The organism is Nocardioides sp. Root240, assembly GCF_001428825.1.
Taxonomy (GTDB): domain Bacteria; phylum Actinomycetota; class Actinomycetes; order Propionibacteriales; family Nocardioidaceae; genus Nocardioides.
This window is the reverse complement of sequence record NZ_LMIT01000010.1, coordinates 765,563-777,859: the sequence shown is the minus strand read 5'-3', so window position 1 is coordinate 777,859 and position 12,297 is coordinate 765,563. Positions and strand designations below refer to the sequence as shown.

Annotated in this window: 10 protein-coding genes; 9 read left to right on the top strand and 1 reads right to left on the bottom strand. The window is 65.6% G+C overall.

Going from position 1 to position 12,297, the window contains the following annotated elements; translation table 11 throughout:
• Window positions 1–48: 48 nt before the first annotated feature.
• Complete coding sequence (locus tag ASE20_RS13575) at window positions 49–498, top strand: YybH family protein (RefSeq protein ID WP_056895045.1); 450 nt, start codon at window positions 49–51, stop codon at window positions 496–498.
• Between the two features lie 183 nt (window positions 499–681).
• Here ASE20_RS13575 and ASE20_RS13570 read toward each other — a convergent pair whose 3' ends face one another.
• Window positions 682–1,509: a helix-turn-helix domain-containing protein gene (locus tag ASE20_RS13570; protein WP_225869152.1), complete on the bottom strand. Its 828-nt coding sequence runs from the start codon at window positions 1,507–1,509 to the stop codon at window positions 682–684.
• Between the two features lie 144 nt (window positions 1,510–1,653).
• On the opposite strand from ASE20_RS13570, the gene ASE20_RS13565 reads away from it, so the two are divergent.
• From ASE20_RS13565 to ASE20_RS13530, 8 genes are all read left to right on the top strand, one after another.
• A complete protein-coding gene (locus tag ASE20_RS13565; RefSeq protein WP_056895043.1) occupies window positions 1,654–2,352 on the top strand; it encodes an SDR family NAD(P)-dependent oxidoreductase in 699 nt (232 codons plus the stop codon).
• Window positions 2,353–2,380: 28 nt separating this feature from the next.
• On the top strand, window positions 2,381–3,481 hold the full coding sequence (locus ASE20_RS13560; RefSeq protein WP_200952798.1) for a zinc-binding dehydrogenase: 1,101 nt from the start codon (window positions 2,381–2,383) through the stop codon (window positions 3,479–3,481).
• A 241-nt stretch (window positions 3,482–3,722) separates the two neighbouring features.
• Window positions 3,723–5,303: an ABC transporter substrate-binding protein gene (locus ASE20_RS13555; RefSeq protein WP_082612379.1), complete on the top strand. Its 1,581-nt coding sequence runs from the start codon at window positions 3,723–3,725 to the stop codon at window positions 5,301–5,303.
• Window positions 5,304–5,439: 136 nt separating this feature from the next.
• Window positions 5,440–6,381: an ABC transporter permease gene (locus ASE20_RS13550; RefSeq protein WP_082612378.1), complete on the top strand. Its 942-nt coding sequence runs from the start codon at window positions 5,440–5,442 to the stop codon at window positions 6,379–6,381.
• On the top strand, window positions 6,378–8,336 hold the full coding sequence (locus ASE20_RS13545; protein ID WP_082612377.1) for a dipeptide/oligopeptide/nickel ABC transporter permease/ATP-binding protein: 1,959 nt from the start codon (window positions 6,378–6,380) through the stop codon (window positions 8,334–8,336). The genes ASE20_RS13550 and ASE20_RS13545 overlap by 4 nt, the downstream gene beginning before the upstream one ends.
• Window positions 8,333–9,610, top strand: coding sequence for an ABC transporter ATP-binding protein (locus tag ASE20_RS24345; RefSeq protein ID WP_082612376.1), 1,278 nt, complete (start codon window positions 8,333–8,335; stop codon window positions 9,608–9,610). Before ASE20_RS13545 ends, ASE20_RS24345 begins: the two co-directional genes overlap by 4 nt.
• A 30-nt stretch (window positions 9,611–9,640) precedes the next feature.
• Entirely contained in the window at window positions 9,641–10,588 is a 948-nt protein-coding gene (locus ASE20_RS13535; RefSeq protein ID WP_056895039.1) for an alpha/beta hydrolase, read from the top strand.
• Window positions 10,585–12,294 carry a CocE/NonD family hydrolase gene (locus ASE20_RS13530; RefSeq protein WP_082612375.1) on the top strand — a complete coding sequence of 570 codons (1,710 nt, stop codon included), beginning with the start codon at window positions 10,585–10,587 and terminating at the stop codon, window positions 12,292–12,294. Before ASE20_RS13535 ends, ASE20_RS13530 begins: the two co-directional genes overlap by 4 nt.
• The last annotated feature ends 3 nt before the right edge of the window (window positions 12,295–12,297 follow it).

Below are 12,297 nucleotides of genomic sequence, written 5' to 3'. Positions count from 1 at the left end.
GCCGCCGACTGTCGTTGAAAGGGCAGGATGATGTCTGAAGCAGCTGGGGTGAAGCCCCTCACGGTGTACCCGGTGGTCACGGCCGAGGACGCGGCAACCTTCGAGTCCAAGGTACGGCGATTCCTGGTCGACTTCGAACGCGGGTTCGATGCCGGCGCGAGCTGGTATTCCCGTGACCAGCGCGTGCGGATCTGGGACGGTTCGCCGGTTGCTGCACCTGGCTACGACGCCTACGCGGCGGCGGCCCGCACCTGGTTGGACGAGGAGGTTGAAAGCCTGTCCGACATCGTTGAGGACGTCGTCGTGCTACGCGATCCTTCCGGCGGTCTGGCCGTCACCATCGTCATTCTGCGCAACGTCGGCAACCTCCGCAACGGCGAGAGGTTTGAGTACCGCATGCGAGAGACCTTGGTGTGGGGCCGAGCCGGGGACGATTGGAGGGTCATCCACGAGCACACGTCACCGCTGCCTTCCCCCGTCGAGAATTCCACTGACTGAGTCAGCGGGCGATCGTTCCGCCAGTGTCTCGGATCTCGGCGGTGAAAGCTTTGAGGGTGTCGGGAGATGTCGTTGATGCGTGCCTGGTCATGGTCTTCCTTCGATGGCGAATGCGTTCGCGAGCAGGTCTCTGACTTCCACCTGCGTATGTGCTCGTCGGGTGGTCGACCCGTCACCGCGACGTCAGTGCGCGCTCGTCTTCCGCGCAGGGGCGTGGACGCCGGACAGCAGGGCGAGGCGGAACTTCGACTCGTCCTCGGTGTCGGGCGCTGCTGTCATCGCCACGATCTTCAGGTCCGTGTCAGCGTCGATGAGCACGTCGCAGTCAACCGTGACGGGACCGACGGCTGGGTGCTCGACGACCTTGCGGCCCTCGCGATGCGGGCTCACCTCGCCGGCGGCCCAGAGATCAGCGAAGCGCTTGTTGGTTGTCCGCAAGCTGCGAATCAGGGCTGCCAGCTGCCGGTCTCGAGGGTAGCGGCCGCTGGCTCGGCGCAGGTCGGAGACGACGGCCGCGTCGGAGGCCCCGCCGTCGAAGGCCGTGACCGGCCAATGGGCGAGCTGGGGTCCCTGGCCGAGGGTCTCGGCCGGGAAGGTGTCACGCGCGAAGTTGCGCAGCGCGTGCGGAGTCGCCGAGGGGTCGCCCAGGAGTGCGGCCCATCCTCGGTTCCACCACAGCATCTGCCAGTCCGCAGCGAAGACGGCGGTCGCTGTGTCGCCGAGGCGGAGAAGCACTCGCTGCATGCCCGGCTGGATGTGGCGGGAAATCTGTTCGGCGCCCGGCGGTGCCAGGCCAGCGAGCCGGTACAGGTGGTCGCGCTCCTCGTCGCTCAGGTGCAGGGCCCTGGCCAGCGCCGAGGCCACCTGCACCGACGGGGTCGTGGCGCGTCCCTGTTCCAGCCTCACGACATAGTCGACCGACACGCCCGCGAGCTCGGCGAGCTCCTCGCGTCGCAGGCCGGCTGCACGGCGTGCTCGTCTGGACGGGAGACCGGCCGCGGCGGGAGACATGCGGTCACGCCACGTGCGCAGCGTCGTACCCAGGTCGCTCATCGCACGATTGTCCCTGAGGATGCCGGCGCCGAGGGTGGTACTGGTTGTCCTGGGGTAGACGCATCCCTGTTGTCACGCCAACGCGCGCACCAGCATCAGTGCATGACCATCACCTTCATCACCGGCGCCAACAAGGGCCTCGGCCACGAGACCGCCCGCCGCCTGGTCGAGTACGGCCACACCGTCCTGCTCGGAGCACGTGACCCGCAGGCAGGGCGCGCTGCCGCCGCAGCGCTGGGGGCCCGATTCGTACAGATCGATGTCACCGACGAGGTGTCCGTCGCCGAAGCGGCAGCAGACGTTCTCGAGCATGAGGGGAAGATCGACGTGCTCATCAACAACGCCGGCATCTTCGGACCGATGGTCGACCCGGCCATCTTGACGGCAGCCGACGTCGCCGCCGTTCTCGACGTCAACGTGGTCGGCGTGGTCCGCGCGACGACGGCGTTCCTGCCGCTGCTGCGCAAGTCGACCGACCCGGCCATCGTCAACGTCGGCAGTGGGATGGGATCCCTCGAGCTGACCCATGACCTGTCCCGAGCCGAGGCGCACGCGATCGTGCCCGGCTACACCGCGTCGAAGGCTGCGCTGACGATGCTCACGACGCAGTATGCGAAGGGGATCCCCGACATTCGCATCAACGTCGCCGACCCGGGCTACACCGCGACCGACCTCAACGGCAACAGTGGTCCCCAGACCGTGACCGAGGGCACCGATGCCATCGTCAAGCTCGCCACGGAAGGCCCCGGCCACGGTTCGGGGCGCCTCGTGGACCGTCACGGGGAAACCACCTGGGGGTGAGTCTCGGGCTGACGACCAAGGCTGCGCCATGCCGTCCGGACGTGAGATCACCGCCGGTCGACCGTTCTCGCGCCGCACGGAACTGAATGAGAGTGAGGAACTCGACATGGTTCGACCGAAACCTGCCGGCGATGTCCTTCCGGTGACGATGCGGGCCGTCGTCGTCACCCGTCCGGGCGGCCTCGACGTTCTGGAGATCAAGGACGTACCCGTGCCGACCCGTGGTGCGGGTTGGGTGCGGATCAAGGTACAGGCCTTCGGCGTCAACGAGTCCGAGGTCCTCACCCGCAAGGGCGAGTCGGATGCGGAGGTCACCTATCCGCGTGTCCCGGGCATCGAGTGCGTCGGAGTGGTCGATGAGGCCGACGGTGCGAGCGGTCTGCAGCCGGGCCAGCAGGTCGCGACCATGATGGGTGGCATGGGCCGCGCCTATGACGGCGCCTACGCCGAGTACGTGAGCGTCCCGGCTGCGCAGGTGATCCGGTTCGAGACCGACCTGCCGTGGGAGGTCGTCGGCGCATTACCGGAGATGTTCCAGACCGCGTATGGCTCCCTCGCTACCGGGCTCGATCTGCAGGCCGGCCAGACACTGCTGATTCGCGGCGGCACCTCGACGGTCGGGCTCAGCGCAGCGGCCATCGCGAAGGAGCTTGGCGCCACGGTGCTGTCCACTACCCGCAGCGCGGATCGCGCCGAGGACCTGCGCGCAGTGGGTGTCGACCATGTGCTGGTCGACACCGGCGCCGTTGCCGACCAGGTGCGCGAGCTGGCGCCCGCCGGCGTGGACGCGGCTCTCGAGCTGGTGGGTTGTTCGGCTCTCGCGGACACCCTCGCGACTGTCCGTCGCCATGGCACCGTCTGCTTCACCGGAGCCTTGGCCGGGCAGTGGTCGATCCCGGACTTCTCCCCCTTCATGATCCCCAGCGGGGTCCGGTTGACCAGCTATGCGGGCACGGCGGCAGACCTGCCCGAAGACGCACTCGCGCGCCAGCTCGAAGCCATCGCGGAGGGTCGCATCGAGGTCCCGATCGCGAAGGTCTACCGCGGCCTGGAACAGGTCCGCGATGCGCAAGCCGACGTTGAAGCTGGGGGTATGCCGGGCAAGCACGTCGTCGTACTCGACGACTGAACCCGTCGTGGCCGACTGGAGGGCGCGCGGGGTCGCCCGCAGCCAGTGTGGAGAGTGAGAACCGCGCGTACAGCTGTCGTCCATCCTCCAAAGTCAGCGCATCTCGTTGACACGGCGGACTGTGACGTAGATCATCGGTGTACCACTAGCAGATACAGCGTGCCATAGAACGGAACGCCGAGTGGCCCACTGATCGGCTGAGCGCGGAGTCGCGGACGCTGGAGATGCGAGGAGAAACGTCATGAAGGTGCGCAAGCAGTTCTGGTCCGGCGGGGGTCCGCGCCGCGCTCGACGATTGACCGCGACAGTGCTGACCGGGACGCTGGCAGCGGTTGGTCTCGCGGCGTGCGGCGGGGGGGCGTCGTCGTCCTCCTCGTCGACCGACACACTCACGATCGCCATCCCGGTCGACTCGCCCACGAGCTTCCAGCTGAATCAGGAATGCTCCAGCCCGATGTTCCAGCTGGCCTATGAGCCACTGATCCGAACCGGGCTTGATGGTGAGTATGAGCCCGGCATCGCGGAGTCCTGGGAGTACTCGGAGAACAACACGGTCTTCACCATGAAGATTCGTGATGGGATCAAGTTCGCCGACGGAACTGACGTCACCCGCGACTCGGTACTCGACACCCTCAAGTACTACAAGTCCGTTCCGGGGCTGAACGACGGTTACATCAAGCCTTGGAAGGTCACCGCCGAAGGCGACGACTCCGTCAAGATCACGTCGCCGAACCCGTTCATCGGGATGGAGTCGATCCTGGGCGACAGCGGGAACTGCAACAACGGGCTGATCATCAGCGCGGCTGGGCTCAAGGACCCGGAGAAGCTCAAGACGGCGACCTTCGGTGCGGGACCGTATGTGTACGAGCCGAGTGAGAGCGAGCCCGGCGATCACTACACGTACACGCCCAACCCGAACTACTACGACAAGTCGCGCCAGAACTGGAAGAAGGTCGTCCTGCGCGTCATGGCGGACCAGAACACCGCTCTGAACGCACTCGCATCCGGGCAGATTCAGGTGGACATGGCCGGCGGGACGTCGCTTGTCGGGCAGGCCAAGGACAAGGGCTACGACGTCACTGTGATGAGGAAGTCCGCCATCGCCATGATGCTCTGGGACCGATCCGGTGAAGTTACCAAGGCGCTCGGCGACGTACGTGTCCGTCGGGCCATGGCGCTCGCCCTGGACCGTGAGGCCATCGCGAAGGCGGTCGGCCCCGACGTCACGCCCCAGGACCAGTTCACCCTCACCGACTACGTCGGCTACGACGCTGACCTGCCGTCGAAGTACGCCTACGACGTGGACGAAGCCAAGAGCCTGCTGTCTGAAGCCGGTTACCCCGACGGCTTCTCCATGACCTTGGAGGTCAACAGCGACGACCCGGCTGCCACCACAGCCGTCGCCGCCGCGGTCGACCAGCTCGGGAAGATCGGTATCGACCTGAAGGTGAAGGCCCTTCCGAACACGTCGTTCTTCACCGACTTCGCCGAGAAGAAGTACTCGGCTGGGGCAGTGTCGTACGGGCTGTACGGCGTGCTCCCGGGCGATGCCTACCGCCTCTACAAGTCGCCGTTCTCGGACGTGTGGAATCCGTTCAGGTCCGTTGACCCGGAGATCGACAAGGCCTACGACGCCCTTGTGACCTCCACGGACGCCACCTTCGAGGACGCCGCCAAGCAGTTCAACGAAGCGATGACTGCGAAGGTCTGGTACCTGCCGATCGTGACCATTCCCCAGTTCGTGTTCTCCGACGGCATCGAGATCGGCAAGGCCGAGCCGATGGGACAGTTCGCGATCACGGCTTGGAAGCCGAAGAACTGACGCTGGTCCAGCGCCCCGGCCCTCCTCCCAGGGCCGGGTCGCCAAGGATCGCCGGCGATCGCGCATTCGAGCGCAGTCATCCGAATCGTCGTCAGTCATCCCTTGGTGAAGAGAATCCCGAAAGGAGGGATCGGTCATGCTGGGTGTCGTTGCTCGACGACTGCTCATGGGAATCCCCTTGATGGCAGTGATCTCGCTCGTCGTCTTCGTACTGAGCTCACTCGCCGGAGGTTCTACCGGGCAGGCGATCCTTGGTCCGACCGCCAGCCCGGAATCGATCGCCGAGCTGAACGCGCAACTGGGGGCCGACCGTCCCGTGCTGGTGCAGTACGGCGACTGGCTCCGCAATGCTCTCTCCGGGGATCTGGGAACATCGGTCACCACGGGGTTCCCAGTGTCGGAGACCATCTCCTCGCGACTCGCAGTGACGCTGTCGCTGTCCGTAGGCGCGCTCCTCCTCGTCATTGTGCTTGGCGTGGCATCCGGGGCGGTCGCAGCGATCCGCGGCGGCGCCACCGGCAGACTGGCTGAGGTGCTCGCAGTCCTGGGCCGAGGTCTGCCCAGCTTCTGGCTCGCGCTGATCGCCGTCCTCGTGTTCGGAGTGAACCTCGCCTGGGTGCCCGTTTCCGGCTACGTGCCAATCGGTGAGTCGGCATCCGGCTGGGTCCAGTCGTTGATCGTTCCTGTTGCCGTTCTCGGCGTGGCGGAAACAGCCTTGGTCGCCGTCGTGACGAGGGCAGAGATGCTCTCCGCAATGCGCAGCGACTACGTCCGCAGCCTGCGCTCGAACGGCTATCCGTGGAAGCGAATCGTGTTCAAGCACATCGCAAAGAACGCCGCCGGGCCGGTCCTGACCATGGTGAGCCTGGTGTTCGTCGGCCTCTTGGGCGGCACCATCCTGATGGAGCAGATCTTCGGGATGCCCGGCCTCGGAACCCTGATGGTGAGTGCAACGACCAAGCACGACCTGCCGGTCATTCAGGGGTTGGCGGTCTTCTACACCGCGATGGTCGTCGTCGTGTTCCTCATGACTGATATCGCTACCGGCTATCTGAACCCGAAGGTGAGGGCGCGATGAGCGCGGTCATTGAAGGCCCTTCCACCGACGAAGAGTTTCGCAGGGCGGCTGAGCGCGGAGCGGGCTTCTTCTCGCGCCTCCTGCGGCAGCCACTTGTGGTGGTCTGCGCTCTGGTCCTGATGATCGTCGTCGTGGGGTGTCTTCTCGCGCCTTGGGTGTCGCCGTACGCGCCCCTCGAACAGGACCTCCTGAACATCTACGCCAAGCCTTCCGCGGACCACCTGCTCGGCACCGATCAACTGGGCCGCGACATCCTCTCCAGAATGCTCCACGGTGGCCGGGTGACACTGGCCGGCATCGCTCAGGCCGTTGCGGTCTGCACGGCGATCGGACTCTGCCTGGGCATGGCGGCGGGAACGCTCGGCGGCTGGGTGGAGCTGGTTGCCATGCGACTTTGTGATCTCTTGCTCGCAGTACCGGGGCTGGTCATGCTCCTGGTCGTTCTCGGAATTTACGGAAACAACGAAACCGCAGCGATGATCACGCTGGGTGTGATCATGTCGCCAACGTTGGCGCGGGTCGTCTATTCGGCAACCATCGCAGTTCGCGAGGAGCCCTATGTTGCAGGTGCTCGAGTCGCCGGCCTCACCAGCCTGCAGATCATGCGCCGCCACATTCTCTCCGGTGTGGCTGGACCTGCGCTCACGCAAATCAGCATTGTGGCAGCGGTGGCCTGTCTCGTCGAAGCTGGGATCGGATACCTCGGTCTCGGCGTGACACCGCCAGCCCCAAGTTGGGGAAACATGGTGACCGATGCCCAACAGGCAATGCCGCTCGACGCCTGGATGCTCGTTCCCACCGGTGGGATCATCGCCATCGTCACACTGAGCCTGACGTTGATCGGAAATGGCGTCCGTGACGCCTACATGGGTCGGTCCAGCGGTTCAACCAAGTCCTTCAGTTGGCGTGCTCTCGCAGCCCGAGTCTCCCAGCCCCTGACCCCGGCTCGTCCGGGAGAGACACCCCCAGGACGAGAGGCGGTCCTGAGCGTGAACCGCATGACGGTGAGCCTGCCGCGCGGCAAGGGCGAGATTCCGATCGTCGACACCGTCAGCTTTGACGTCAAACCCGGCGAGGCCGTCGCAATCGTCGGCGAGTCCGGGTGCGGGAAATCGATGACCATCTCGGGAGTACTTCGGGTGCTGCCGATGGGCGCCCATGTGCAGGCCGCATCGATCACCTTCAAGGGCGTGGAGCTGACCTCACTGAGCGAGCGTCAGATGAACAGCTATCGAGGAACGGGAATCGGGTTCATCTCGCAGGAACCGATCTCGAGCCTCAACCCGGCCTTCACCGTCGGCCACCAGCTCGAAGAGGCCGTCAGACTGCATCGAGGGCTTAGCAAGCACGAAGCCCGTCAGATCGCGCACGAACTGATGACTCGCGTCCGCTTGCCCGATCCTGAGGTAGTGGCGAAGAAGTATCCCCACGAGCTCTCGGGAGGTATGGCGCAACGCATCGCCATTGCCCGAGCGCTCGCGGGAGAACCCGAGCTGCTGATTGCAGACGAGCCGACGACCGCGCTTGATGTCTCGGTGCAGTGCGAGATCCTGGACCTTCTCCGCGACCTGCGAGAGCAGAGCGGAATGGCTCTCATCCTGGTGACGCACGACTGGGGAGTCGTTGCCGAGACCTGCGACCGCGCGCTCGTGATGTACGCAGGGCAGATCGTTGAGAGGGCCGACGTGAGGACGATCATCACCCGACCCACGCACCCCTACACGCGGGCACTGCTCCATTCGTCTTCCGTCGGGGCTGCGCCCCGTCAGCTGCTGCCCGTCATTGCAGGCGCCGTGCCGCCGCCTGGTTCTTGGCCCCTGGGTTGTCGATTCGCCAGTCGGTGCGGCTTGGTCGAGGACGCATGTCGGTCTGGATTCATCCCGATGGTGTCGCTGGGCGAAGGTGCTGGCGCACGTTGCATCCGCACTGCGCAGGACGGCTTGGTGAAGGCATGACACCGTTGCTCGAAGTTCGCGACCTGTCGGTCCTCTATCGGGGCCGAGGTCGACGCAAGGACAAGGTCGCTCTCGAGGATGTCAGTCTCAATCTGAGCGAGGGGGAGACCCTCGGGCTGGTGGGCGAGTCCGGATCAGGGAAGTCGACACTGGGCAACTGCGTCCTGGGACTAGTGCAACCCGCTCGCGGAACCATCACGTTCGACGGCCGGGACATCACGGGCGCCTCCCGTTCGCAACGGCGGGCGTTGAGCTCACAGATCCAAGCGGTCTTTCAGGACCCCTACAGCTCGTTCAACCCCCACCGAACCATCGAGCAGAGCGTCAGCGAGACACTGACCAACCTGCCGTCGATGTCGGGCGCGGAGAAGCGCGCCCGCGTCGTCGCCATGCTGGAGCGTGTCGGAATGGACCAGTCGGCGCTGGCCAAGTTCCCCGCTCAGTTCTCGGGCGGGCAACGCCAGCGCATCGCGATCGCGCGCGCCCTCCTGCCCGAGCCCAGGCTCGTCGTCTGTGACGAGTCCGTGTCCGCTCTCGACCTGTCCGTGCAGGCGCAGATCCTCAACCTTCTCCTGGAGCTGCAGCGAGAGCGCGGAGTCGCTTACCTGTTCATCACCCACGACCTGTCCGTGGTGCGACACATGAGCACGCGAATCGCCGTGCTGCAGCAAGGGCGGCTCGTGGAAGAGGGAGAGGCGGGAACGGTGACGGAGCAGCCGACCCAGCCTTACACTCGCCGGCTCATCGCTGCGTCGCTGACCGCTGACGCCGACGTGCAAGAAGATCGGCGCCGCGCGCGCCGGGCGATGGCGCGGCTCGCGCTCAATGAGACCGACGATCGCATCCGACTTGGCGATGACCTCCTTCTGGCCATGGAGCGTCAAGCGGTGACAGAGACGCTCGCCCAGCCGGACCCGCGAGCCACGACATTGACGGTTGCGCTGTCCCGAGCTGAGGCCAAGGGAGGACTCGACAGCCTGATCGAACTGCGCGACGCCCTACTCGAACTCACCCCCCGCACCTCTGAGGGCATGACGCCTGCAGCGATGCAGACCCACCTGCAAGAGGCACGCACCAGAAGGTGCGCTGCGTGGTCCGCCCGCGGACAGTCGGGTGTTTTCGTTCGGCGAATGCGTGATCTGGCAGCCGCCATCGATGCCGGCGACGACGCAGGAGCACGAGCCATGGTGAGCGCGTTGGACGAACCCGCCGAGCGCGAAGTTGGTTCAGATGGAGCAGGTCCTGCTTCGCACACTCTCGGAACAAGATCCTGACGGCGACGAATCAGAAATGAGCGTTTCAGAATGACCCACTCGCACGTCGATACGGTTGAGTTCGAGGCGGTGGACCTCGACCACATGGCGATGGCCCCGGAGGACTATTCCACCTACTCCATCCCGCCGAAGGACGTCGCCACTTTCGAGCTGTCGGAGGATGACACCTCGTCGGAGTATCGCCTGACTTTCGAGTCCCTGCCGCAGGAGGGCGTTCCGGCTGGCCAGTACCTGCACGTCCGTTGGACGAGTCACACGGTCTACCCAGGTGTCACCAGCAGCGTCTACCTCTACCTGCCGCACGGCGCTGAAGAGGCTGAGTCGGTCAACCTGATGGTTTGCCTGGACGGCCTCTCTTACGTGGGTGAGCAAGTGCGTGCCACGACGGTTCTGGACAACCTGGTGCACGCCGGTGACATCCCGATGACCATCGGCCTGTTCCACAACCCGGGGGAGACCGGGCCGGGATACCCGATCTACGGCGGAACGACGAACCGTGGCGTCGAGTACGACACGGTGAGCGAGGACTTCGCTCGTTACCTCGCGGAGGAACTGTTCCCGGTCATCCGGACCAGGGTCAGCCTGACCGACGATCCGAAGGGCCGTCTCATCTGCGGCCACAGCTCCGGCGGCGCGGGCGCCTTCGGAGCGGCCTTTCACCGCCCCGACGTCTTCGGCAACGTCATCACGCACTGCGGCAGCTTCATCAACATCCTGGGCGCCAACAACTACCCGAGCATGGTCCGGCGCGCCCCCCGAAAGCCGATCCGCGTCTGGCACCAGACCGGAGAACGCGACGCAGACCTCATCTACGGGAACATTCCGATCGCGAACCGCGACCTCGACGCTGCCCTGAAGTACCGCCGCTACGACTCGATGTTCGTCTTCGGCACGGGCGGCCACAGCCTCGGCCACGCCGGTGCTGCGCTTCCCGAGGCGCTCCGGTGGATCTTCCGTGACCAGGTGGAGGACAAGTGACCGTCAACTTCGAACGCAGCCTTGCCACGAACAAGGAGATCGACATGCCGCCAACCCTGCAGGTGGAGCTCGATGTCCCCGCGACAATGCGCGACGGCGTCGTGCTGAGGGCGGATGTGTATCGGCCCGTCGGAACGGGAAGGTGGCCCACTCTGGTCGTCCGCACGCCCTACGACAAGAGTGACATCTGGGGCAACTGGTGGAACGGCTTCTCCCCGACCGAGATTGCCCGCAAGGGATTCATCATGGTCATTCAAGACGTCCGCGGCCGGTACGCATCCGACGGCGTCTGGGAGCCCCTGCACCATGAAGGGCGAGATGGCGCGGACACGATCGCTTGGGCGGCCGAACTGGCCGGATCCAATGGCCGCGTCGGCATGGTTGGTGGCAGCTACTGCGGTCACACGCAGTGGCGTGCCGCAATGGAGCAACCGACTGCGCTTCACGCGATCACGCCCCTGATGACGTGGGCAGAGCCCCGCGAAGCGTTGGTCGCCCGCGGCGGCGCGACCCAGATCTCGGTCATCACCTCATGGTCGCTGGCTTCCGGGTTCAACTGGCTGACGCGCCAAGAGCTGACGAATGAAGAGAGGGCCGCCCGGGCGGCGTCAATGGTTGAAGACTTCGACCGGCTCGAGGCCGACGGCTACTGGGGGCTACCGGTCTCCGAACTGCCCGTCCTACGACGCCACGGGACGCCACTCTTCGTGGAGCCGAGCAGTGCCAACGACGTCGCCGCGACACAGCACATGCGGGTGGCAGGCTCCTATGCGCGCGTCGAAGTCCCCAGCCTGCACACCGGCGGTTGGTTCGACAGCTGTCTGCAGGGGACGCTCGACGCCTATATGGCGATGCGCGACCTCGGACGAGAGTCGCGTGTCATCGTCGGGCCTTGGACGCACGAGGACTTCGGTGGACGTGTCGGCGACCAGGACTACGGCCTGATGTCCCTGCGAGATGCGGGGACGCACCCGAACGGCACCTGGTGCGATGAGGTGCTGGCCTTCCTGAGGCGTCACCTCACCGACGACAACCATGCCCCGGCGTCGTCCCCGGTCAGGATCTTCGTGATGGGCCTCAACAGGTGGCGTGACGAGGAAACCTGGCCCCTCGAACGAGCTCGTACGGAGCAGTGGCACCTGCACGCTGGTGGCAGCCTCAGCACAGATCCTCCCGTCAACGAGAACCCGAGCGAGATCACCTACGACCCGGCGGACCCCGTACCGACCTGGGGCGGGCCGCTCGGCGTGGGCCCCGGCCGCGGTCCGTTCGAACAGACGTCCGTCGAGGCCAGGGACGACGTCCTCGTCTTCACCTCGGAAGTGCTCGAGCAGGATCTGGAGGTGACCGGGCCGATCCGGGTGAAGCTGCACGTGCAGAGCTCGGCGCCGTCGACCGACTGGGTCGCGCGCCTGTGCGACGTGCATCCTGACGGGCAGTCCTTCAACCTGTGCGACGGCATTCGGCGACTCGACAGCGGCGCGGACGAGGTGCAGGGGATCGAGATCGATCTCTGGGCCACCAGCAATGTGTTCCTGGCCGGTCACAGGATCAGGGTGCAGGTCACCAACAGTTGCTTCCCTCGCTGGGACCGCAACCTGAACACCGGCGACCAGCAATCGGCCGACTTCGTCGCGGCGCATCAGACGCTCTTCCACGACGCAGATCGACCGTCGTACGTCGAGCTGCCCGTGGTCGCCATCTGAGCA

Coding starts and splice junctions, on each gene's coding strand:
- ASE20_RS13570 (WP_225869152.1), bottom strand. CDS start 1,509: ATGTCTCCCGCCGCGGCCGGTCTCCCGTCCAGACGAGCACGCCGTGCA.
- ASE20_RS13565 (WP_056895043.1), top strand. CDS start 1,654: ATGACCATCACCTTCATCACCGGCGCCAACAAGGGCCTCGGCCACGAG.
- ASE20_RS13560 (WP_200952798.1), top strand. CDS start 2,381: ATGCCGTCCGGACGTGAGATCACCGCCGGTCGACCGTTCTCGCGCCGC.
- ASE20_RS13555 (WP_082612379.1), top strand. CDS start 3,723: ATGAAGGTGCGCAAGCAGTTCTGGTCCGGCGGGGGTCCGCGCCGCGCT.
- ASE20_RS13550 (WP_082612378.1), top strand. CDS start 5,440: ATGCTGGGTGTCGTTGCTCGACGACTGCTCATGGGAATCCCCTTGATG.
- ASE20_RS13545 (WP_082612377.1), top strand. CDS start 6,378: ATGAGCGCGGTCATTGAAGGCCCTTCCACCGACGAAGAGTTTCGCAGG.
- ASE20_RS24345 (WP_082612376.1), top strand. CDS start 8,333: ATGACACCGTTGCTCGAAGTTCGCGACCTGTCGGTCCTCTATCGGGGC.
- ASE20_RS13535 (WP_056895039.1), top strand. CDS start 9,641: ATGACCCACTCGCACGTCGATACGGTTGAGTTCGAGGCGGTGGACCTC.